The following is a 24,208-nucleotide window of genomic DNA, read 5'->3' on the forward strand; positions in this document are numbered from 1 at the left end:
TAATGTTGCAAAATTGACCATTATTCAGCCGCGGCAAGCCCACCAGACCTCCGAACAGGCTCTTTCATCGGCTTTGATTTTAGATACGTATGACCAATAGCAAGTAAATTATAAATTAATATAAATAATAAAAGTAAATGTAACCAAGTAATGGTTAGCTGGGTAAAAACAGGAATGGTAATCAGCACGCCCAAGCAGCCTGAAAGACTTAAGATCAGTGTTTTCTTTAAAGGAATTTTATTCTGCTGTAAAAATACCAAAGTAGTTAGAGGTTGTTGCATTGCTCCGGCAGTAGTCATGATGGGAAAAGCTACTACAGGCGAAACATTCATCAAAAATAACACTCCTTGAACCATCACAAACAATCCCACACCGACAGAGGTCAACGCCCCACAAATTACTAGCGCAAAAAACCCAATGACTAACTTCCATGAATGAAGCTCCATTAAATCACCACCTACGGGTAATAAACGAAATTGATGCGATATTAAAAGAACAATAATTAATGCAAAGGAACAGATCATCGCCAGGCGAATTGCTTGTTTACTGAGCTGGCTTACTACAAATCCACCCAACAAACCACCAACACAAGCTCCAGCAACCAGGGTTAAAAGGGTCGTTAAATCGACATCAACCAAATGCATAAAAAATAAAGACTCTATAGTGCCTGGTATTACTTGTGCCCCATTATTTACCGCGGGCAGTTCATCATCACGAAAAGTACCCAACAATTTGGCTAAAGCCACATTGACAGCGAAGCTGCCAACCCCTAACGTATCGGCAATAAAAGCAATGATTCCGCTAGCTATTAATTTAATACATTGGCTAGAAGTTAGCGGATCAGAAGACTGACGACAAAGTTTTAAAATCATCACAACAACACAGAATAAACTCAATATTATGATGCCAAGAGTAATTAAAAGAATGGTCATTCTGTTCCCAATACTAAATTAAAAGTTCAATACAGACTAAACAGTCAATAAGAATTTTATGTCGCAGATTTAAAACCACCAAAACCCAAAACGATGGATGCTAAAAAACAGTATATACTAGTTTTTTTGTTCGGCAAACATCATTTAGAGTAAAAAAAATCCTTAATGAATCAAGCGAATACAAAGAGGAAGGCTCTTCAATTTTATGTGGAAAAAGCTGCTCTACCGGCACTATTTTTTGCCTGAGAGCAGCTTGTGCATCCAATCAGACAGAACAGCCTGAGGTGTCAACACCCACTTGGTCAAAAACATTTTTGACCAGATTGCTATCTATAGATAAGTCTTTAGCGGCGTAAATAACCCCACATGCACCTGATTTAAAATCTGTACCTGGAGTCCAGTATCTAGTATTCGCAATGATCATTACATGGTAAGCCGTTTTAATACTGATGCTTTTAGACAGCAAATAAAATGCTTTATTAAATACACCACTAGCAGTATGCACTATAAAGCTTTGCCTATCTTGTGGATCTGCGATCTTTGAATTGGCGAAATCCACTAATTCATCATAGCTAATAGCACAGTAACCACCATTACTCCGGGCTAATTGTTTATCCAGACAGTCTGCTGAGCTCCCATCAGATGAAGGAAAATCCATAAACCGCAAGGCTTTACCAAATGAATCACGAACAATAGTTTCACCGATACCCCAGGTAACCTCATCAGGTTGGAGATACGCTTTACCATAGAGTAGAGGAGTTTTTGCTAGAAGGAAGGCTCGAGAGGCCTGGCCTGCCATGTCGGACATCGACTCGTTAAGGGCGCCAGATTGATCATGATATTCGAGACCCGAGTGCTGTTCGGTAAATCCATGGGTAACCTCGTGCCCCGTTACATCCAGAGAGACTAAAGGATAAAACTCGTCGCCATCACCAAAAGACATGGACTGTCCATCCCAGAAGGCATTGTCATAACTTTGGCCAAAATGAACACGCATCACCAATTTCATGGGTGAGCCATTAGCCTGTTGTAATGCATTTAACCCATACCAGTCTCGATACATGTCAACAATAGTATGGCCAAAATAATAGGCATCGTTGCTCGGAGAGAACGCACCATTGATATTTTCTGCAACGTTTTTATTACATGGGTATTGGAAAGGTTTAACCTTAAGATTGCTCCAATCCCAACTTGATTCAACATTAACCAACTTTACTTTTGGATTATCCATCACACATTGACTGCCCTTTTGAGTCACATCAAGAGCAGGCAGTCCGTCTTTACCATACCAGTATTGGTGCACTTTTTCATTACCACCAGGACCATGATCCAAATAAGTTTTAATGTTATTCCATTGTTGCACTACAACACCTGTTTGGGCATCAATAACAAAGAAAGGCCATACAGGTTTATTGTTCCCTTGTACGCTTTTAAATGATATCAAATAGACCAGTCTTAATTCCTCATCCTGATCGGGTCGAATTTGTAATTGACTTTTCTCTTGCAGGGTTTCTGCCGCAGGATTGACACTAAAATAGGTTTTTTTGGCTAAATCAATAGCTTGTTGGTCGTTAAGTGCTGGCTGGGTATTAATTTGAACATCATCCAATAAATGTCCATTTACCAGAACATTACTTTGAGCATTGATGCCTTGATTTACTCTTTTGGTAATCATAATTTGCGCACCGACTACCGGAATGCCTTTGTATAGCTGTTGATAACGAATAATGGTCTTATTATCTTGTTGGGTTTGATTCACTTGTTGTAAGGAGTTATTTTCTGCTGCAGAAGAACCTATTGCACGTGCCGTTTTTTTTGGGGCCTGTCCTAAATGAAATTGATTTAGACTGTCTAAAGGGGCTTGATATAAGTCAACTGCATGGGCAGCTAAAAGGATGGGTGAACTAAAAACCAGAGAGAAGAATATGCTTTTTTTTAACACAGAGATACCTATATATTCACACAATGCGCACCATAATGACACAAAAAAGACCAAGGTGCAATTTTTCTCTTCAGTCATGAGAGGGATTTTGGTGCTTAAAAGAGGTTTTTTTAAGAGCAATTATGAATGGTTTATTTTATTTCGCCCTTTGCTTTGCCTTCCCTAACTGCCGAATAAGCAATATCATCAAAGTGATTACATCAAGAAGTTAGAACCCAAAACAGGTGCTATGTAGTTAACCAGTTAACCGTAACCCAATCAAGGATGAGTTAGATGATGACGTTTACCAGAAAAATAATATCGCTTGGTTTTGCTTTGCTAACCACTCTTTCGACCGCTTTTTCAGGTCCTGTGGCTCTTTACATGCAAAGACAACAGGAGCAAGCACAACCGTTATTTGCCGCCAAAACCATCCACCAGTTTCAATTTACTCAGAGAACAGATCATCATAGCCCCTTGACAGAAACTTTCGCCCAACGTTACTACATTGATGAGACCTTCAGCAAAGCTAAAGATGACCCCGTGTTTTTTTATATCTGCGGTGAATCAAGCTGCTCCAAAAGAGCCCTTAACGGATCTATCAGGACTTATGCAAAAAAATACCATGCCAAACTGGTTGCTCTGGAGCATCGATATTATGGTGAAAGTATCCCTTTGGAATCTTTTTCCACTCAGAACTTAAAATATTTAACAACGGAACAGGCACTTGATGACTTGGCTTATTTCCAGCGTCAGCTTACTAAGGCTCAGAACTGGACAGGTAAATGGATAGCTTTTGGTGGCTCTTATCCCGGCTCTTTATCAGCTTATTATCGCATGAAATTTCCCTATTTAGTGGCAGGTTCATTAGCCTCTTCCGCGCCCGTTATGGCTAAAGAAGATTTTTTTGAATATGATACTCATGTCACAGAGGTTGCTGGCCCTCAATGTGCCAAACACATACGTCAAGTAATTGATGCAGTAGAAGCAACCCTCAATGATCAGATAAAATTAAACCAAATGAAGACTTTATTCGAAGCATCTGCCGTTCACGATACGGTAGATTTCTTATATCTTATTGCGGATACGGGTGCTGCAGCTATTCAGTATGGGATGAGGGACTCCTTTTGTGCCTCTTTGTCCTCTAGCCCAACCCCTCTTGAGGGATATGCTCAATTTGCCAAGGATTTATATCAATCAATGGGAGTAACTGCTTTAGAACTAACCGCTCAAGGAGCCATGAGTGAAGAGACTGCTGATTATAAAAAAATAGGCATGAGACAATGGTATTATCAATCATGCACTGAATACGGTTATTGGCAAAATGCTAATCCCGATAGTTCTCAATCGACACGCTCTTCTCTAATTAATCTGGCCTATCATCGTCAGGTATGCCAGCGTTTATTTGGTATGAATGAACCGGCAAATACCGCCTACCTAAATGAGACCTTTTATTATCCCTTAATGAATGAATTGGTTTCCAATATTCTGTTCACTAATGGCGAAAACGATCCCTGGTCTCTCTTGTCTCTTGCGGAAAAAAATGGGAACGCAGGTAACACCAAACTCGATTATTACCTGATTGAACGAGCAGCTCATTGTGATGACTTGCGTAGTCCTGCAGGTTCAGACTCTAAATCATTGCGTACAGCCCGAAAAAAGATGGAGTCGTTAATCGGAGTATGGCTTAATTCGCAAGCGGCAGCAGGAGAGCCGTCGTTCTCTCCTGACGTCACGTAAGGGGCTAAAAGCGACCATTACGAAAATCGTCCAAAGCTTGCATTACCTCTGTTTGAGTATTCATTACAAAAGGACCATAACGGGTAATTGGTTCATGCAGTTTTGCAGCGGCAATTAATAAACAGTGACTATCCTGCTCGCTCTTTAGGGTGAGTAGATCACCTGCGGTAAGCCCTGCCAATACTTCTTGCTTAATTTTTTGTTGACCAACCCCTACTTCCCCAGAAACAACAAATAATATTGCTTGGTAATCCCTAAGGATGTGCTGTTGAACAGAGGTGCCTGCCGGCAAGCGAATGTCCAAAAATAAAGGTTTAGTAGCAATACCCGTTATGGGCGATCTCGTCCCTTGATCCGTTCTGCCTGCAATTACTTTAATTACAGCTCCGCACTCTTTAGTCTCAAGGGGCAAGTGCGAACTTAGCAGTTCCTGATAGCGCGGCTCAACCATTTTTTTTGCAGCAGGTAAATTCAACCACAGCTGAAGCCCCTGCAACCGACCACTGGATGCAGAGGGCATTTCGGAATGGATAATTCCTTTTCCAGCGGTCATCCATTGCACATCCCCACTTCGGAGGACACCTTTATGACCTTGATTGTCTTCATGAGTAAGAGCACCATGCAGCAGATAGGTCACTGTCTCAAAACCACGATGTGGATGAGGAGGGAAACCACCTATGTAATCTAGTGAGTCACTGCTGTCGAAATAATCGAAGAGTAAAATCGGTTCGAATTCATTGGTTCTGTCAGCACCAATATAACGATTTAATTTAACCCCTGCACCTTCACGCATTAACCTGCCATCAATTAATTGTCCAACCTCAATTGCTTTCATGCTCATCTCTTAAACCTTTTATTATTAATAGCATAGTTCAAAAAATCATGATTTCCTATGGGCAATCATCCAGAAAAGAGATACTTATTTAAGATAATAAAAGTCACCCTACGAATAAGATATGCTAAACTGAACGCGCTTATCCAAGAGGTGACTATGAGAATGATTCGAAAATTTCTGCTATCTACCCTTATTTTTATGGCTTCATCTTCTTTTAGCCTGACGAATGTTTTATTTGAAGATACCCATGGCCAAATTACCCCTTTTTCATCTCTCAAAGGAAAATGGGTGTTCATTAATTATTGGGCCGGTTGGTGTCAGACTTGTGTTGATGAAATCCCTGAATTTAATCGCTTTTATCAAAGTCACAAAAAAAAACAGGTGGCTTTATTTGCTGTCAATTTCGACGCGCTGTCTTTACGCGAACAAAAAAACTTAATCAAAAGGCATAAGATCAATTATCCCAATTTACTTAAAGACCCTTCTAATGATTTACATCTTGGCGATATTACCGGGGTACCAGTAACTTTTATCTTCAATCCCAAAGGACAGCTGGTTAAAACTTTATATGGCGGGCAAACGGCAGAGACACTGGAGCAGGTCTTAGCAGAAAACGCCCAACAAAAACCGAGGATCTCTTAACCAGACTTTTACAGTCTTGGTCCGAGTAAATTGATTATAGGCAATGTTTCTGTCGCATCTATCAGCACAACCCCATATGCTACATCACTTTTTGTAACGGAGCCGCTTTTCGTAAGACCTACACTCTAATCTGACTTTTTCAAAAATTTTAAAAATTAGGTGAATCGCTCCATTTTATTTAAAAAAACCAGGGCTATTGTTTTTTTCATTGGTCTCATCAGTCGCAGGTGAGGAGCTTAAACTAGTAATTTCTTGTTTTAACTTGGCATTCTCTTGAACTAATCTTTTCATTTGCTGAGCGATTGCAAACAAACTGGATGGGGAGTATACATTCTTAGTAATGGGGTTTTGAGCGGATAAACCGCTTATAGAATGGAACAAGTCATCGATTCGCTGGTAATCTTTGCATTCGGATTGCAGTTCATGCAAAAACATCAGTTCTCTTGCGTTTATTGCATCTTTTTCAGATACCCTACCGTTAAGTTGTATCATCCTTGAACTTGCTTTGTGGTAGCCATTTTTAAAGCCAGACGATATTATTTCTTGATAACAGAGCTCTGCGTTTTTTGTTTGAAACTTTGATAGACAATATTCACCTAGTTGACAGAGTAAACCACGATTAAAACGTTCATCTACAAGTGTCGCTAAATGAAATGCCATATCAAAGTAATTATCCCGGGCTAATTTTATCACATCCTCCTCGCAGAAAAAATCAGCAACTTTAAAAGCGAAAAACAACTCCCTTATAGTTCTTGCATCAAACTCATCGAATAGATACATGGTAAGCAAAAGATCTTTCCATATCGATACACTTTCAAATGGAACATCATGTATTTCAAATTTAATGGGTTGATGTTTAGAGCCAAAATACTGTTGATTACATACCTGAAAAGAAACTTCCAGACCATGATAGCCCCTAATTGAAATTGCGATCTTTTCATCAGCTGTACCCAAAAGCTTGTAATTTTCATTAATTTCCCCGGATCGGCTCGATCTTGGAAGAGCTTTGATGCTATCTGGACACATGTTAAAGAAAGCCATTAGTGACTCGTTACTATTAAACTCTAAGTGCAATACAGGACTTAAAAATTCCCATCCAAGCCTGTATTCCTTGTGCTTTGTGTATCCTAATACACACACTTTATTTATTTTCACAGCTGATTGATTGCTGCTATATTCCACCTCGATACGCAATGGCCCTGAGTCCCAATCTAGGTACTTCTCATAGCTTCCTGTTTTTTTATATTTTTTACCCAAGATATGATTCCTTACAAAATTTAATTTAAAACTGGTAGGATGCGGCCCAATTGTAAATCAATAGAATAAATTAACCACTACAATACTTTATGTGACCGATGGTAACAGAAAAATATATTTATTAACCATAGATTGATATCATACAAGCTGTGCCCCGACTGGTTGTGCATAATTTAATACCATCTAACCAGGGACCGTCGACAGCCCCCAAATCTCGGCCAAATTTCCTTTAGTTTCTAACCAGCTTTTTCTATAGCCAGCCCGTTTTTTTAAGCATCATATCCATTAGGGTATCCTCTTGTTACTACTGATCGTTGGTATATTACGTATAGCCGATTCCGAATAAATTGATTACTATCAATTACTTATGACGTACTCATTAGATTTTCGCAAAAAGCATTAAAAATAAGAGCTGCAGAAATTTAAGCATTGAAGAAGCAGCCATCCGTTTTGGAATAGGCAAAGCAAGTGTAGTCCGTTGGGATGTTCATATAGAATCCCAAAAGAATCGAAATAAACCTGCGACAAAAATAAAGATGGAGGCTTTTAAAAAAGAGGTAGCACTGCATCCAGTATGGGCGAGCTAAACGATCTATTCGGACTAGGCTATAACAGGTTTCAGCTGTCCGCTCTAAAACTAGTGGTAACGTCTTTTGTCTTCATATAATTTTTCGTAAGCCTCTTCAACAAGGGAAGTTATTGAATGATGCGCACGATCATAGGCAAAAGCTCCCATGCTGAACTCAATTGGATAGTTTGTTTGAACAGATAGTAATTTATTTTGTAGTCTTTTCATGACCTTGGGAAGATGTTCTTTAAACATTCCGGGGCATAAAACACAAAATTTATCACCTCCCAAGCGAGCAAATGCATCAGAACCACGGAAATTTTTTAATAATTGCTGCGCGAATATTTTTAAAACCTTATCCCCTTCATCATGCCCATATTTGTCATTAATGGACTTAAGGTTATTTATGTCAAAATAGAGCAATAAAAGGTTTCTATCAAACTGATTACATCGCTTGATTATTTGTTTTCCAACCGGAAGCAAGCCCTGCCGGTTGGATAAACTGGTGAGCTCATCGATGGTGGAGCAATGGGCATCAAACTCGGCTTCAACTATTGCCGCCAAGTCTTTAACAATACCTATATCAGCATCACTGAATTGTTGAGCTTTATGGTCAATTAAGCATAGGGTTCCAATGTTATATAGTCCTTTAATTTTTAAAGGACAACCTAGATAAAACCGAATTTCAGGATTACCCAAGACTAAAGGATTATCTTTAAAGCGGATATCATTCAAGGCATCATTAACGATCATGATTTCTTCTTTAAGAATAACATGGGCGCCAAAAGAGATTTCTCTTGGTGTTTCCTCAAATTGCAAACCGTATTTGGACTTAAACCATTCTCGCTCTTTATCAACAAATGAAACTGAAGCAATCGGTACGTGAAATAAATTTTGAGCAACACGTGTGATGCAATCAAATCGCTCTTCAGATTTGGTATCGAGAATATTCAGATTTTGAAGAGCCTGTAATCGCTGTATTTCATTTTTTGGCTTTTGCGGCTTAATCATCATAACTCCATAAATTATTGTGTTTAATTTTGAAGTTGTTAATATAATTATAGCACTTAAGATTAATAATTCATGTTCGGCAGCATTTTTTGTTAAGTACAAGCCCCGTTTTTGTACCGGGAACTACTCAGACTCTCTCATCCATAGATAATACGTTCAGTAATCCGTATCACTAACTTTCAAAAAAATTGATTTCTTCATACGAACAACCGCTGTTTTTGTGCGTTGGTTATTCTAATCTTTAATATCCAATCACCCTCTTCACTAATAGACTCAGTTAATACGGAGCCCAGTTGATATAATTGAGCACGCAGTTTAGCTTGGGTGGGCTTTATTACTACATTCTCAATGAGAACTACTCCATGTAATTGAGTAGCGATTGCTTCTTTTAAAAGATCAAGCCCTAAATCCGAGGCAGCTGAAATCCATACTTTGCAAAAGCCTTCTGTATAATCAATCTTTGGCAGCCATCCTTCCTGTAAATCAATCTTATTAAAAACCTGAATAACTGGAATGTCATTTACACCTAATTCGTCCAATACTTTTTGTACGGCAAAAACACTATCTCGCCAGTGGGGATCAGAAATATCAATGACATGCACTAGTAGATCTGCTTGTTGGGTTTCTTCTAATGTTGCTCGAAATGCCTCCACTAAATGATGCGGTAAATCTCGAATGAATCCCACCGTGTCAGCTAAAATTACCGCAGAGGAGCCGGGTAAATCCAATTTCCGCATGGTGGGATCCAAAGTTGCAAACAATTGATTGGCGACATAGATACACTCGCCAGTCAGGGCGTTAAATAAGGTTGATTTTCCTGCGTTGGTGTATCCCACTAATGAAACAGTACACAGATCTGCTTTTCGTCGCGACTGACGATTTTGCTCCCGGCTACAACGCACTTTTTCCAATCGTTTGTTAATCGATCTGATCCGTTCACGCAATAAGCGTCTATCTGTTTCTAATTGAGTTTCACCAGGACCACGCAAGCCGATACCGCCTTTTTGGCGCTCCAAATGAGTCCAGCCTCGAATAAGTCTGGTGGATAAATGTTGTAATTGCGCCAGTTCAACTTGAAGTTTGCCTTCAAATGTACGCGCTCTCTGAGCAAAAATATCCAAAATCAACCCACTTCGATCAACCACACGACATTCAAACAATCGCTCCAGATTGCGCTCTTGAGATGGTGATAATTCATGATTGACCAAAACCAGTTCCGCATCCAGCGCCTTGACCAATTGGCTAATTTCGTCTGCCTTACCTTTTCCCAGATAATATTTGGCATCAGGGGTTGCGCGAGTGCCTAGAACACAATCCAGTATATCTGCACGTGCTGAAAGGGCCAGCTCTTTAAATTCAGCCAATGCCTCCTCAGCCTCAATCCCAGGTACTGCTAATTGCACCAAAATTGCTCTCTCACCACCCTGCGGACGTTCAAACACTATCCAACTTCCCAAAAAACAAAAGTAGCCTAGTCTGCCACAGTTCCAGCATCCTCACCAGTTGCTGCTTCATCCATAGGAATTTTCACAAGACGAGAAGGAACAACTGTTGATATAGCATGTTTGTAGACCATTTGAGTAATGGAGTTTTTTAACATCACTACATATTGATCAAAAGAATCAACTACGCCATGTAATTTAATACCGTTAACTAAAAAAACAGATACAGGGACTTTTTCTTTGCGTAGTTCATTTAAAAAGGGGTCTTGTAATAAGTGATTCTTAGACATTGCCTACTCCTTGTTGTTATTGTATTTTTTAAGGCAAACACGGGCATCTAACTACTTATTCGACATTCGTTGGAAAAACTTTAGGGTAATTTCATGACAGGTTAATTGGAATCCGTTAATATAGTCTCGCTACAATATTGAACAAACCAATATCAGCTGCTGCTGAGCTTATAAGGAGATTTAAATGACCTTCACCTTCGAACAAATAAAACAGTTGGAAAATCCATACCAGGAACTTGGTACCAGTGATGCATTAGCAGAGCACCGCGAGGAGTTAAACAAATTATCAACTAAAGAGAAGCAAAATTTAGCTTCGCGCATGATATTAGCCTGTCCACAGGAGGAATTGGACAATTTCGGCCTTGCAATTAATTCATTAAAAAGTGAAACAGAAGACGAATCCTTCCACACAGTGATTTCTCATGCTCACGAAGTAAAAAAACGAGTGCTTGAATTATTAGATCCCACCCAACAATGCCCTTATGAGTTACTAACGAATGAGGAAGTTAATGACGAATTATTTACTCCTTTTAAGGATTTAGCCCTAAAGATTTTAGAGAAGAATGAGTCTGCCATTGCAGTAAGACTGGCTCTGACCACCCCGACACACAGTCGCAGTCAGCTAGCGCATCATATTAATAACACATTCGACCATAGCGAACTTGCGACAAAAACAGCTAACGCCTTTATAGTGAATCGAGAGATCGAGCGGTTTTTATTGGGTGATAAACCTGAGCTATTTTTCTCCAGCCCTGAATTTAATGTTGATTTGTGTCTGGAATTTACCACACTTTGTTCATCATTATTAAAGGGACATGAACAGTCCATTGGTGAGAAGCTGGCCCAGTTAGATGCCAAGACTCGCCATGACATCAGTCGTCATCTTGAAATGATGTGTCCTAAAGCTTGCGATCAGCAAAACCCATTTAGATTCATCGCTCAGGCAATGGCAGCGAACCAAGAAAAAGAAGAAGAAAAACAAAAACAGGAAATAGCTGTTCAAACTGTAAAGCCCATTGAAGTAGTAACGGCCACAAGTAACCCCAATGGAATGTTCAGCTCCCAATTGAGAGCAAGAAAAAACGGGCCTGAAACAGCACTGGCTAGTAGTTTTAAGTATGAATCGGACTCTGAGTCCAATTTAGAACAAGATTCCTGGTTTTCAAATTGTTGTGGTTTATTTAAAGGATAATCGTATCCTGTCAGAATCGCCGGGTAAGTGTCTGCCACTGAGCCCGGACTAATCCGAGCCGCGCGCGTCAGCAAGCGGAATTATCTCGAGATGCTTATGTGGTGCATGGAACCTGCCGCACTTTAAGTAAGATTAATTCAGCCAATGATGGCATTTCAAATTTTTTAGTCACCCTATCGTAAATATACTGATAAACGTTAACTTTCAGTTTTCTGGCCGTCTGTACAATCGTGGCAAACGTATCCTTTGATTTGGTGCCATTTTGGGAGACCGTTTGGAGATTGATGTCGCGTATCCTTGCTTGAAACCGTGTCCCTAATTCAGAGGCATTGTTGTGCAATGGCAGAAATGGATGGTCTAACACCAATAATAACGCTTGTTTTTTAGCACGTGTCTTTGCAATGCGTTGATCTAAAACATCATAGCCTGTCGTGGTTGCGAACAAAGTATCAAATTGCATTGATAGTTGTTGGGCCATTGATTGAGATGGAGCCGTCTTGTAAGTCAATAATGCATGGTAGAAATCCCATAATTGCTCAAGAAATACAGCCAATATATTCTGATTCATATCTGAGAATGGAGTGAGTTTTTTATAATGACGACCTTCATGGATCCAGCACAGCGCATGATGTAGGGCCAATTTATTAAACTGAGGCGCATCATCTGTCATTAAATAATGGATGAAGTATTTCGAGTGCTGATAATAGGCAAGAGCTGCTGACTCAAGAATTATGCGTCGATTCGTGCTGTGTTTTTTTGGATTTGGAAAAAGTGTTCCCATCAAACTATCGATTGATTCACGTGTGAGGGGTTGTGCATGCAGCATTGGTTTAATTTGATCCAACCATTTTTTTGCGAGACCAAACTCATCCATTAACTCATAAGCCTCCTGATTAAACATAAACTTTAATTGGTCTCGACACAGCAACTCCAATAAGGTCAAGCGATCTTTTTTACGACGAGTGAAGTATGCTGTAAAAAAGTCATTACATAAAACATGGGTGTAGTGATTTTTGCCGTTAACACGACTGCCTGTGTCATCCATCTGCTGGTACAAGCCTGCGTTGCTACCGGCATCGACAATATCTTCTTTTTCCTGATGAAAAATATCATTGCCTTCTGTCAGCATGGAAGCAATTTTACCATGTGATATTTGAATACCACATGTTTTTAAAAAGCGCTCAATGGCGCTCTCCGTCATCCCTGCATCACGGTATAATGTGATGACCAGCGCTTTAACCCCAGGACCAAATTCACTGCCCTTATATTCGCCAGGAATCGGCGCAATAAAGGTTTTTTTCAAAGATGGTGAGTAATACGTTTCCAGCTTGAATTCAACATTATCCGTGATGATTTTTAGATCCTGGATGATTCGAATCTCAAAACCCTTGAACTTGGCGTCATCTGGCAGCGTTGCTTTGTCCAGAGCAATCGTAACACGTCTATCAATACGTACGTTTTTTTTGTCTTTGCCTGTGTTTTTATTGTTCCCTTTACCACGTTTATTGCGATCTCCTTCAGATGAATGATTGGAATTGCCTGTATTATCGCCATTGCTACCTTTGGATTGACCGCGAATATTAGGTTTGCCCTGTTCACCCTTAAGGCGGTTTATCTCATCACGTAATACTTGGTTTTCCTCTCTGAGCAAAGCATTTTCTTCGGCAAGCATTTCGACCAAATTAACCAATACCTTAATGATAGTCACGGCCTTTTTGTCGGCAAGACTATCGATATCTTTTGTTAACTCATCTAAAACTTGTTTGATTTCTTGGCGTTTCATCATCTACCACTGCGTTACTAATGCTGATACGGCAATCATAACATGACTTTTTTTGAACGCATTTTTCGAGTTTTAACGCCACTAAGGGCTAAGAAAAAATCTGACCTCAGGAGGGAGATGTTTTATTAGTGAAAGGGGCTACATTGTGATCTTGGGGATCTTAGGGCATGCATATTGCATGACTTACGTTTGATATGGAAAAACATCAGTTTTACAGAAAAACCGTGTCAATAGGTATTTTGAATATTTTTAAAGAATTCCGCTTGCTGACGCGCGCGGCTCGGATTAATCCGGACTCAGTGGCAGACACTTACCCGGCGATTCTGACAGGATACGGATAATCTGTATATTTTATGTCCTTATCTGGGATTATTGATAGTTTATCTGTAATTGCCTACCTGCCGCCCTGCTGGGAGATGGTCTTAAAAAATTTGATTATCTCTCAGAACAAGTCACAGGACGCCGAAGGGCCAGGCAAGTCAACTTTTCATCATTTTTATATCAGCCTTCTAATGCGCAACACTGCACCATTGAAGTTAGAAGAGTAGAGAACAAGAGTAATCTTAAATACCGTTCTGTGTATCCTGTCAGAATCGCCGGGTAAGTGTCTGCCACTGAGTCCGGATTAATCCGAGCCGCGCGCGTCAGCAAGCGGAATTCTTTAAAAATATTCAAAATACCTATTGACACGGTTTTTCTGTAAAACTGATGTTTTTCCATATCAAACGTAAGTCATGCAATATGCATGCCCTAAGATCCCCAAGATCACAATGTAGCCCCTTTCACTAATAAAACATCTCCCTCCTGAGGTCAGATTTTTTCTTAGCCCTTAGTGGCGTTAAAACTCGAAAAATGCGTTCAAAAAAAGTCATGTTATGATTGCCGTATCAGCATTAGTAACGCAGTGGTAGATGATGAAACGCCAAGAAATCAAACAAGTTTTAGATGAGTTAACAAAAGATATCGATAGTCTTGCCGACAAAAAGGCCGTGACTATCATTAAGGTATTGGTTAATTTGGTCGAAATGCTTGCCGAAGAAAATGCTTTGCTCAGAGAGGAAAACCAAGTATTACGTGATGAGATAAACCGCCTTAAGGGTGAACAGGGCAAACCTAATATTCGCGGTCAATCCAAAGGTAGCAATGGCGATAATACAGGCAATTCCAATCATTCATCTGAAGGAGATCGCAATAAACGTGGTAAAGGGAACAATAAAAACACAGGCAAAGACAAAAAAAACGTACGTATTGATAGACGTGTTACGATTGCTCTGGACAAAGCAACGCTGCCAGATGACGCCAAGTTCAAGGGTTTTGAGATTCGAATCATCCAGGATCTAAAAATCATCACGGATAATGTTGAATTCAAGCTGGAAACGTATTACTCACCATCTTTGAAAAAAACCTTTATTGCGCCGATTCCTGGCGAATATAAGGGCAGTGAATTTGGTCCTGGGGTTAAAGCGCTGGTCATCACATTATACCGTGATGCAGGGATGACGGAGAGCGCCATTGAGCGCTTTTTAAAAACATGTGGTATTCAAATATCACATGGTAAAATTGCTTCCATGCTGACAGAAGGCAATGATATTTTTCATCAGGAAAAAGAAGATATTGTCGATGCCGGTAGCAACGCAGGCTTGTACCAGCAGATGGATGACACAGGCAGTCGTGTTAACGGCAAAAATCACTACACCCATGTTTTATGTAATGACTTTTTTACAGCATACTTCACTCGTCGTAAAAAAGATCGCTTGACCTTATTGGAGTTGCTGTGTCGAGACCAATTAAAGTTTATGTTTAATCAGGAGGCTTATGAGTTAATGGATGAGTTTGGTCTCGCAAAAAAATGGTTGGATCAAATTAAACCAATGCTGCATGCACAACCCCTCACACGTGAATCAATCGATAGTTTGATGGGAACACTTTTTCCAAATCCAAAAAAACACAGCACGAATCGACGCATAATTCTTGAGTCAGCAGCTCTTGCCTATTATCAGCACTCGAAATACTTCATCCATTATTTAATGACAGATGATGCGCCTCAGTTTAATAAATTGGCCCTACATCATGCGCTGTGCTGGATCCATGAAGGTCGTCATTATAAAAAACTCACTCCATTCTCAGATATGAATCAGAATATATTGGCTGTATTTCTTGAGCAATTATGGGATTTCTACCATGCATTATTGACTTACAAGACGGCTCCATCTCAATCAATGGCCCAACAACTATCAATGCAATTTGATACTTTGTTCGCAACCACGACAGGCTATGATGTTTTAGATCAACGCATTGCAAAGACACGTGCTAAAAAACAAGCGTTATTATTGGTGTTAGACCATCCATTTCTGCCATTGCACAACAATGCCTCTGAATTAGGGACACGGTTTCAAGCAAGGATACGCGACATCAATCTCCAAACGGTCTCCCAAAATGGCACCAAATCAAAGGATACGTTTGCCACGATTGTACAGACGGCCAGAAAACTGAAAGTTAACGTTTAGTATCCTGTCAGAATCGCCGGGTAAGTGTCTGCCACTGAGCCCGGACTAATCCGAGCCGCGCGCGTCAGCAAGCGGAATTATCTCGAGATGCTTATGTGGTGCATGGAACCTGCCGCACTTTAAGTAAGATTAATTCAGCCAATGATGGCATTTCAAATTTTTTAGTCACCCTATCGTAAATATACTGATAAACGTTAACTTTCAGTTTTCTGGCCGTCTGTACAATCGTGGCAAACGTATCCTTTGATTTGGTGCCATTTTGGGAGACCGTTTGGAGATTGATGTCGCGTATCCTTGCTTGAAACCGTGTCCCTAATTCAGAGGCATTGTTGTGCAATGGCAGAAATGGATGGTCTAACACCAATAATAACGCTTGTTTTTTAGCACGTGTCTTTGCAATGCGTTGATCTAAAACATCATAGCCTGTCGTGGTTGCGAACAAAGTATCAAATTGCATTGATAGTTGTTGGGCCATTGATTGAGATGGAGCCGTCTTGTAAGTCAATAATGCATGGTAGAAATCCCATAATTGCTCAAGAAATACAGCCAATATATTCTGATTCATATCTGAGAATGGAGTGAGTTTTTTATAATGACGACCTTCATGGATCCAGCACAGCGCATGATGTAGGGCCAATTTATTAAACTGAGGCGCATCATCTGTCATTAAATAATGGATGAAGTATTTCGAGTGCTGATAATAGGCAAGAGCTGCTGACTCAAGAATTATGCGTCGATTCGTGCTGTGTTTTTTTGGATTTGGAAAAAGTGTTCCCATCAAACTATCGATTGATTCACGTGTGAGGGGTTGTGCATGCAGCATTGGTTTAATTTGATCCAACCATTTTTTTGCGAGACCAAACTCATCCATTAACTCATAAGCCTCCTGATTAAACATAAACTTTAATTGGTCTCGACACAGCAACTCCAATAAGGTCAAGCGATCTTTTTTACGACGAGTGAAGTATGCTGTAAAAAAGTCATTACATAAAACATGGGTGTAGTGATTTTTGCCGTTAACACGACTGCCTGTGTCATCCATCTGCTGGTACAAGCCTGCGTTGCTACCGGCATCGACAATATCTTCTTTTTCCTGATGAAAAATATCATTGCCTTCTGTCAGCATGGAAGCAATTTTACCATGTGATATTTGAATACCACATGTTTTTAAAAAGCGCTCAATGGCGCTCTCCGTCATCCCTGCATCACGGTATAATGTGATGACCAGCGCTTTAACCCCAGGACCAAATTCACTGCCCTTATATTCGCCAGGAATCGGCGCAATAAAGGTTTTTTTCAAAGATGGTGAGTAATACGTTTCCAGCTTGAATTCAACATTATCCGTGATGATTTTTAGATCCTGGATGATTCGAATCTCAAAACCCTTGAACTTGGCGTCATCTGGCAGCGTTGCTTTGTCCAGAGCAATCGTAACACGTCTATCAATACGTACGTTTTTTTTGTCTTTGCCTGTGTTTTTATTGTTCCCTTTACCACGTTTATTGCGATCTCCTTCAGATGAATGATTGGAATTGCCTGTATTATCGCCATTGCTACCTTTGGATTGACCGCGAATATTAGGTTTGCCCTGTTCACCCTTAAGGCGGTTTATCTCATCACGTAATACTTGGTTTTCCTCTCTGAGCAAAGCATTTTCTTCGGCAAGCATTTCGACCAAATTAACCAATACCTTAATGATAGTCACGGCCTTTTTGTCGGCAAGACTATCGATATCTTTTGTTAACTCATCTAAAACTTGTTTGATTTCTTGGCGTTTCATCATCTACCACTGCGTTACTAATGCTGATACGGCAATCATAACATGACTTTTTTTGAACGCATTTTTCGAGTTTTAACGCCACTAAGGGCTAAGAAAAAATCTGACCTCAGGAGGGAGATGTTTTATTAGTGAAAGGGGCTACATTGTGATCTTGGGGATCTTAGGGCATGCATATTGCATGACTTACGTTTGATATGGAAAAACATCAGTTTTACAGAAAAACCGTGTCAATAGGTATTTTGAATATTTTTAAAGAATTCCGCTTGCTGACGCGCGCGGCTCGGATTAATCCGGACTCAGTGGCAGACACTTACCCGGCGATTCTGACAGGATACAACGTTTATCAGTATATTTACGATAGGGTGACTAAAAAATTTGAAATGCCATCATTGGCTGAATTAATCTTACTTAAAGTGCGGCAGGTTCCATGCACCACATAAGCATCTCGAGATAATTCCGCTTGCTGACGCGCGCGGCTCGGATTAGTCCGGGCTCAGTGGCAGACACTTACCCGGCGATTCTGACAGGATACGAATAATTGTACAAAAAATTGCCAATAAGGGCTGTGATGGTCTATTATTAGTACATATAGGTGATGACTGATCCTGCTGAACCAGTAAGTAATTTCAAATAGGGAGACTGTTTTGAAGGGTGGTGTGTAAGCCTGGATTTTACAGGAAACCTTAAGCTCTGCATAAGTCTCCAAAGTGCATGTTAGTCGCGGCTCAGTATCTAGGATGTCATTGCCTGTTCTATCTATTGTTCTGCTAGCTCATAACGTTTTCCCCTCCTAGTAAATGAAAGCACTCCATTTGAGTAAATGAAAATCATGCTGTATAATTAAAGAACAATTATATGCTAGGAAGCAATCATGAATAAGTTAGTAGTTGCTATTACTGTGAGTGCACCTTTACTGATAATTACCGGTTGTGCTGCTAATACTGGAGTTAATACTGTTATTTATGATCCAGCTTATAGCAATGACTATGTTTACTCGGTAGGTTATTACAATACCAGACCCTATTGGGGAAATAATTACTATTATATTGGTTATCCGGGATACTACTGGGGAAACACTGGGTATTGGGGGGCTGGTTATTTCGGTGGTTACTAGACTGCTAAATAGTTCAAAGCAGATGACATAAAACGCCATTAGTTCAATAGTGACGTTTTATGTTATGAAATTATTCCTTAGCCCGTGAAACATACTCGCCTTTCCGGGTATCCACTTTAATTAATTCACCTGTTTGAACAAATAAAGGGACGCGCACTACAGCACCGGTCTCTAATTTGGCAGGCTTTCCACCGCCGCCTGAGGTATCGCCCTTGAGACCAGGATCGGTTTCAACAATTTCCAAAATGACAAAAGTAGGTGGCATAACTTGTATGGGTTCATTATTCCACAGCGTTACGATACAGATATCTTGTTCTTTTAACCATTGAGCAGCATCTGCAAGTGTGGTCTCATTCACGGCATATTGTTCGAAATTATCTGGAACCATAAAGTGCCATTGTTCGCCGTCATTATAAAGATATTGCATTTCTACATCTGCAACATCTGCAGAGGGTAACGTATCTCCAGATTTAAATGTCCGCTCTACTACCCTGCCTGTTTTTAGGTTACGAATTTTAATTCGGGTAAAGGCTTGCCCTTTTCCTGGTTTAACAAACTCACAATCAAGAATGTTACATGGTGCATCATCAACCATTACTTTTAAGCCATTTTTAAATTCGTTAGTGCTATAGATTGCCATCAGTGCTCCATAGTTGAGATTTTGCTTTATTTTCGTTACAGTTCGCACAGTTTATCAAGTCTGTATAATTAATGCGAGAAACCTCTTTGAGTTGGCAGAAAATTTTAGCGCAAGGATTCACTTCGGCAAGTGACTTATTAGATTTTTTAGAGTTGCCAATCATCAATGGTAGTTTGTTGGCGGAAAAACAATTTCCCAGCCGTATCCCATTGGGATTTGCAAAGCGTATGCAAAAAGGAAACCCCAATGATCCTTTATTGTTACAAGTGCTGGCCGCATCTAACGAACTTAAAGATAAGGATGGTTACAACGTTGATCCACTTATTGAATTAAACACCATCCCTATAAAAGGATTGATTCATAAGTATCATGGGCGGGTATTACTTACCCTAACAGGGGTTTGCGCAGTCAATTGTCGTTATTGTTTTAGAAGACACTTCCCTTATCAAGGCAACAATCCAGGGCGAAGGGGTTGGAAAGAAATCTGTAACTATATCGCTAATGATATCAGTATTACAGAGGTTATTTTAAGCGGAGGCGATCCTTTACTGGCCTCTGACGTAATGTTAGCTGATTTGCTTCAACAGCTTGAATGTATTCCCCACCTTCATACTTTACGCATCCATACCCGTATCCCTGTTGTGCTTCCTGAACGAATAGATCAGGGCTTGATCGCGTTATTGGCAACAACGCGTTTTAAAAAGGTTGTGGTATTACATTGTAATCATCCCCAGGAGCTTGATGAGGACGTGCGAAAAGCCTGTGACGATTTGCAAAAGGTTGGTTGTTGCTTGTTAAATCAATCCGTTTTGCTAAAGGGTATAAACGATGATGCCACAACTTTAGCTGTATTAAGTCAATCTTTATTTGCTTATGGCGTCATGCCTTATTATTTGCATGTGCTGGATAAGGTAAAAGGTGCCGCTCACTTTGATTTACCCTTTACCACGGTACAAGCATTGTATAAGCAGTTACAAATCCGCTTGCCCGGCTATTTATTACCACGTCTGGCTCGAGAAGAGCCAGGAAAATCAAGTAAGACATTATTGATTTGAAAGAGATTCAGACTGAGTCATCTTCATAAAGTTTTACTAATTTTTCCTGGGCACAGTTATTTCCCTGGATATTGGGCTTATAGGTCCCATCACTTTGCATCTCCCAAGTATTGCTATTATCTTTGAGATAGTTTTTGATGATTTCCTGTTTGATTCTTTTTTTGGATTGCTCATCAAGAATGGGGAACATTATTTCGATGCGATGATATAAGTTTCTTTCCATCAGGTCTGCGCTGGAACAAAAAAAATGCTCCACCTCATTAATGCGAAAATAATAGATTCGATGATGTTCCAGAAAACGACCAATAAATGACAAGACACGTATGTTATCCGATACTCCATGTAGTCCGGGTTTCAAGCAACAAACACCCCGAACTAACAGGTTAATTTTTACCCCCGCTTGAGATGCTCTATACAAAGCCTGGATGGTTACCTTATCAGTTAATCCGTTTATCTTGAGCATTATTTCAGTTTCTACACCATTTGTAGCAGCATTGATGCATTGCTCTATGAATTGCAGTAGGGTTTTTTGCAGGGTAAATGGAGCGTGACTCAGTGCTTTAAGCTTTACCACTTTTCCAAGGCCGGTAAGTTGCTGAAAAATAATTTGAGTGTCTGAGGCAATTGTTGGCTCGCAGGTTAACAAACCTATATCGGTATAACGTTTCGCTGTTTGTTCGTGGTAATTTCCTGTACTTAAATGGACATAACGCTTTAACTTACCATGGGTTCGCCTTACTACCAGGGTCATTTTGGCATGGGTTTTATAGCCGACCACCCCATAAAGTACCAGCACACCGGCTGTATGCAGTTTATTAGCAAGTTTTAAGTTGGACTCTTCGTCAAAACGGGCACGTAACTCTATAACTGCTGTTACTTCTTTTCCTGAATGTGCTGCATTAACCAGGGCATCAACCATTACTGATGCGGAGTGTGTGCGGTATAGGGTTTGGTTAATTGCCAGAACATGGGGATCTGCCGCTGCTTGTCTCACAAAATCGATGACCAGTTCAAAGCTTTGGTAAGGATGGTGGAGCAATATGTCCTGTTCATCGAGAACATTGAATAAATTTCGCTCTGATTTGGGAAATTTAGGGTATTGAGCAGTTAATGGGGGGTAATTTAAGTCAGGTCTGTCAATACTATTAATGGCACTGGTATATCTTTGTAAATTCACAGGACCATCACAATAATAGGTATCCTCATGTCTTAAATGATATTTCTGCAGGAGAAAATCGATTATTTTCTCAGGGCATTTATGCTCAATTTCCAGTCTGACTACATGGCCATAATGACGGGAAAAGATTTCCCGTTGCACTGCTTGAGCCAAATCATCAATTTCTTCTTCTCTTAAGAATAAATCGCTGTTACGGGTTAAGCGAAATGAATAACAACCACTGATCTCCATTCCAGGGAATAAACTATTGACGTGAGTTTTAATAATAGACGTCAGATAAACAAAATAATGTGCGTCTCCACATAGTTCTGAGGGCAAATGAATCATACGTGGTATCGATCTTGGGGCGTGCACCACCGCATAGTTAATATTACGATCAAAGGCATCTTTTCCACTTAAGGAAATGATAAAATTCAGACTTTTATTGATTAGTTTGGGCAATGGGTGTGCTAAGTCAAGTGCTATAGGACTGATTACAGGTAGAATTTCATGTTTAAAATAGTGTTTTGCCCATAAATGGATGTCATCTGTCCATTGGTGAGTTTCGAGGAAATGAATGTTTTCTTTGCGTAAGGCAGGCAGAAGTTGCTTGTTAAATATATTATACAGCTGTTCAATAAGGAGATGAGCTTTTTGGCTAATCTGACTAAAAGCCTCATCAGCCCGCAAACCATCTATGGTTCTTTTGCTTGAAGACAAGGCAATTTTTTCCTTAAGACCTGCCACTCGAATTTCAAAAAATTCATCCAGATTACTACTGCAAATACTAAGAAAACGCATTCTCTCCAATAAAGGGACACGCTCGTCATTAGCAAGCATCAGTACTCTTTGATTAAAGGCTATAGCAGAGAATTCTCTGTTAATATAATATTCCGGATTATCCAATTTTGTGTCCATGGGGCCTTCATTTCCTTTTTTATGAAATTAGAGTAATACGTCCTTTAGTATAACGCTACCACTTGCCAGGCTCATCTGATTTTTTCTGCTCTTGGAAAAAAGATGAAGCACTGCTCTGATCAACGAACCAAAAAAAAACAAATGCCGATAAAAGCAATAAAACCATAAAAAGGGGATAAATTCCAAAAGGCCAAAGCCAAAAAAAACACGGCACACATAATGGCAATTGGAATAGAGGAATGCATATTCACAACACCTTGAGCAACAGAAAAAGTTGCAGCAGCTAATAATGCCAGACCACCATACTGAACTGAGATCATAATTTTACGCGTAGTGGGTCCATTATGAGAGGTAAGCCAATGATAGCCCAATATTGCCAGAATCAAGCCTGGGAGGTTAAGGCAAATGACGGCAAGGAGCAATCCCAAAAATCCCGCCGCTTTATATCCTATCAGTGCTGCTAATTTTACCGCAGTGAGCCCGGGAAATAAAAAGCTTGAGCCTAGCATACTGATGAACTCTTCATTTCCAACCCAATGACGGTACTCAACAGCTTCGTATTCCAGTAGTTTTAACATGGAATTGCCTCCACCCAGGGAGACTAGGCCGATTTTGCCAAAGCTAAAGATGACGTGCAACAGGGTTTGGATCATAATTTTATTATACTTTTCAAAAAGGTCACATAGTCGCAGGAAACCTGCTTCTTCAGCAAGTGTTCGTTAATTTTTTCTACCAAATAAAGCGATTTACCCTCAATGCATACACTAAAATACACTGTATTTTTGACTTCAAGTCGAGCCAATTCAAGCTTTACGCCTGGATTTGTTGCAAATTTATAGGTAAACGACTCTTTTTTGACGCATACTTCAATTCCTTTTTCTCGAGTTTTACGTAATATGTCTTGTAGCTTAAGGACCGTAGCTGGTTGTTGAACAGGGTAATCGTCTTCAGCCTCAAGATTGATTTTAGTTCCATATCCAATAGCATTGGCTGCCTGTTGCAAAATGGGTTTATACAGTATTTCATCCCGGCGACGTTTGATATTATAGGTACAGTCAGGCAAAAGATAATAGTAATCCTCCTTGTGTTTTTGCTGGTAATTAGCAATATCGAGCAAGGAGTCATCCAGGAGGTGCAGGCTAATGATCTGCTCTTCAGGCCAAAAATAACGTATTTCCCACTTCACGTTATCTGGCTCATTTATCTTACTTCTTAGAAGGGGTGTATTTATTGTGGAAAATTCAAAATTCCAAACCAGTCTGTGAGTCATGCTGTAATCACCAATCCATCAATATTGACGCAGTTGAGCGGCATAAAAAAATATATGTTAAACCTCTGCTAGAGTATCGTCTGAAGATTTTTTCCACTCGTAAAAGGAACTATAAAGAGTATATACTACCTAACTATCCTGCAATAATAAAAAAG

The 24,208-nt window shown here is 39.9% G+C and carries 20 protein-coding genes; 7 read left to right on the plus strand and 13 right to left on the minus strand.

All coding sequences use genetic code 11. From position 1 onward, the window contains the following. Positions 1 to 20: 20 nt before the first annotated feature. Positions 21 to 932, minus strand: coding sequence for a sulfite exporter TauE/SafE family protein (locus HRS36_RS01615; RefSeq protein WP_173235902.1), 912 nt, complete (start codon positions 930 to 932; stop codon positions 21 to 23). Positions 933 to 1,197: 265 nt separating this feature from the next. Beyond that, the gene (locus HRS36_RS01620) at positions 1,198 to 2,874 is read right to left on the minus strand and encodes a M4 family metallopeptidase (protein WP_173235905.1); all 1,677 of its coding nucleotides are present in this window, start codon (positions 2,872 to 2,874) and stop codon (positions 1,198 to 1,200) included. Between the two features lie 273 nt (positions 2,875 to 3,147). On the opposite strand from HRS36_RS01620, the gene HRS36_RS01625 reads away from it, so the two are divergent. After that, positions 3,148 to 4,593 carry a S28 family serine protease gene (locus tag HRS36_RS01625; RefSeq protein WP_226905542.1) on the plus strand — a complete coding sequence of 482 codons (1,446 nt, stop codon included), beginning with the start codon at positions 3,148 to 3,150 and terminating at the stop codon, positions 4,591 to 4,593. A 4-nt stretch (positions 4,594 to 4,597) separates the two neighbouring features. Here HRS36_RS01625 and HRS36_RS01630 read toward each other — a convergent pair whose 3' ends face one another. Next, positions 4,598 to 5,428, minus strand: a complete 831-nt coding sequence (locus HRS36_RS01630) for a pirin family protein (RefSeq protein WP_173235907.1) — start codon at positions 5,426 to 5,428, stop codon at positions 4,598 to 4,600. A 156-nt stretch (positions 5,429 to 5,584) separates the two neighbouring features. Between HRS36_RS01630 and HRS36_RS01635 the strand changes: the two genes are divergently transcribed. Further along, positions 5,585 to 6,070, plus strand: coding sequence for a TlpA disulfide reductase family protein (locus tag HRS36_RS01635; protein ID WP_173235909.1), 486 nt, complete (start codon positions 5,585 to 5,587; stop codon positions 6,068 to 6,070). A gap of 174 nt (positions 6,071 to 6,244) precedes the next feature. On the opposite strand, the gene HRS36_RS01640 is transcribed toward HRS36_RS01635, so the two are convergent. The 4 genes from HRS36_RS01640 to hfq form a co-directional block, all read right to left on the minus strand. Beyond that, positions 6,245 to 7,327 (minus strand): hypothetical protein, encoded by a 1,083-nt coding sequence (locus HRS36_RS01640; RefSeq protein ID WP_173235911.1) that lies wholly within the window; start codon positions 7,325 to 7,327, stop codon positions 6,245 to 6,247. Between the two features lie 637 nt (positions 7,328 to 7,964). After that, complete coding sequence (locus HRS36_RS01645; protein ID WP_226905544.1) at positions 7,965 to 8,909, minus strand: sensor domain-containing diguanylate cyclase; 945 nt, start codon at positions 8,907 to 8,909, stop codon at positions 7,965 to 7,967. Positions 8,910 to 9,103: 194 nt separating this feature from the next. Further along, positions 9,104 to 10,348, minus strand: coding sequence for a ribosome rescue GTPase HflX (hflX, locus tag HRS36_RS01650; protein ID WP_173235912.1), 1,245 nt, complete (start codon positions 10,346 to 10,348; stop codon positions 9,104 to 9,106). A gap of 29 nt (positions 10,349 to 10,377) precedes the next feature. After that, positions 10,378 to 10,638: an RNA chaperone Hfq gene (hfq, locus tag HRS36_RS01655; RefSeq protein WP_173235913.1), complete on the minus strand. Its 261-nt coding sequence runs from the start codon at positions 10,636 to 10,638 to the stop codon at positions 10,378 to 10,380. 184 nt (positions 10,639 to 10,822) lie between these two features. Between hfq and HRS36_RS01660 the strand changes: the two genes are divergently transcribed. Continuing rightward, positions 10,823 to 11,830: a lpg0008 family Dot/Icm T4SS effector gene (locus tag HRS36_RS01660; RefSeq protein ID WP_173235915.1), complete on the plus strand. Its 1,008-nt coding sequence runs from the start codon at positions 10,823 to 10,825 to the stop codon at positions 11,828 to 11,830. Positions 11,831 to 11,924: 94 nt separating this feature from the next. Here the strand turns inward: HRS36_RS01660 and HRS36_RS01665 are convergent, their stop codons facing one another. Next, complete coding sequence (locus HRS36_RS01665; RefSeq protein WP_173235423.1) at positions 11,925 to 13,616, minus strand: IS66 family transposase; 1,692 nt, start codon at positions 13,614 to 13,616, stop codon at positions 11,925 to 11,927. Positions 13,617 to 14,524: 908 nt separating this feature from the next. Here HRS36_RS01665 and HRS36_RS01670 point away from each other — a divergent pair. After that, entirely contained in the window at positions 14,525 to 16,120 is a 1,596-nt protein-coding gene (locus HRS36_RS01670; protein WP_173235917.1) for an IS66 family transposase, read from the plus strand. Positions 16,121 to 16,211: 91 nt separating this feature from the next. On the opposite strand, the gene HRS36_RS01675 is transcribed toward HRS36_RS01670, so the two are convergent. Then, a complete protein-coding gene (locus HRS36_RS01675) occupies positions 16,212 to 17,903 on the minus strand; it encodes an IS66 family transposase (RefSeq protein WP_173235423.1) in 1,692 nt (563 codons plus the stop codon). A 191-nt stretch (positions 17,904 to 18,094) separates the two neighbouring features. Between HRS36_RS01675 and HRS36_RS01680 the strand changes: the two genes are divergently transcribed. Together HRS36_RS01680 and HRS36_RS01685 are read left to right on the plus strand one after the other, a co-directional pair. Next, on the plus strand, positions 18,095 to 18,340 hold the full coding sequence (locus HRS36_RS01680) for a hypothetical protein (RefSeq protein ID WP_173235919.1): 246 nt from the start codon (positions 18,095 to 18,097) through the stop codon (positions 18,338 to 18,340). A 431-nt stretch (positions 18,341 to 18,771) separates the two neighbouring features. Continuing rightward, entirely contained in the window at positions 18,772 to 19,014 is a 243-nt protein-coding gene (locus HRS36_RS01685; protein ID WP_173235921.1) for a hypothetical protein, read from the plus strand. 70 nt (positions 19,015 to 19,084) lie between these two features. Here HRS36_RS01685 and efp read toward each other — a convergent pair whose 3' ends face one another. Continuing rightward, the gene (gene efp / locus HRS36_RS01690) at positions 19,085 to 19,654 is read right to left on the minus strand and encodes an elongation factor P (protein ID WP_173235923.1); all 570 of its coding nucleotides are present in this window, start codon (positions 19,652 to 19,654) and stop codon (positions 19,085 to 19,087) included. 71 nt (positions 19,655 to 19,725) lie between these two features. Between efp and epmB the strand changes: the two genes are divergently transcribed. After that, the gene (gene epmB, locus HRS36_RS01695) at positions 19,726 to 20,709 is read left to right on the plus strand and encodes an EF-P beta-lysylation protein EpmB (RefSeq protein ID WP_173235925.1); all 984 of its coding nucleotides are present in this window, start codon (positions 19,726 to 19,728) and stop codon (positions 20,707 to 20,709) included. Between the two features lie 7 nt (positions 20,710 to 20,716). Here the strand turns inward: epmB and ppk1 are convergent, their stop codons facing one another. The 3 genes from ppk1 to HRS36_RS01710 form a co-directional block, all read right to left on the minus strand. Continuing rightward, entirely contained in the window at positions 20,717 to 22,783 is a 2,067-nt protein-coding gene (gene ppk1, locus HRS36_RS01700) for a polyphosphate kinase 1 (protein WP_173235927.1), read from the minus strand. Between the two features lie 119 nt (positions 22,784 to 22,902). After that, positions 22,903 to 23,436 (minus strand): chromate transporter, encoded by a 534-nt coding sequence (locus tag HRS36_RS01705; RefSeq protein WP_173235929.1) that lies wholly within the window; start codon positions 23,434 to 23,436, stop codon positions 22,903 to 22,905. Next, positions 23,433 to 24,053 (minus strand): hypothetical protein, encoded by a 621-nt coding sequence (locus HRS36_RS01710; RefSeq protein WP_173235931.1) that lies wholly within the window; start codon positions 24,051 to 24,053, stop codon positions 23,433 to 23,435. The genes HRS36_RS01705 and HRS36_RS01710 overlap by 4 nt, the downstream gene beginning before the upstream one ends. Positions 24,054 to 24,208: the final 155 nt, after the last annotated feature.

Origin of the sequence: Legionella antarctica (assembly GCF_011764505.1) — a bacterium.
Classification (GTDB): domain Bacteria; phylum Pseudomonadota; class Gammaproteobacteria; order Legionellales; family Legionellaceae; genus Legionella; species Legionella antarctica.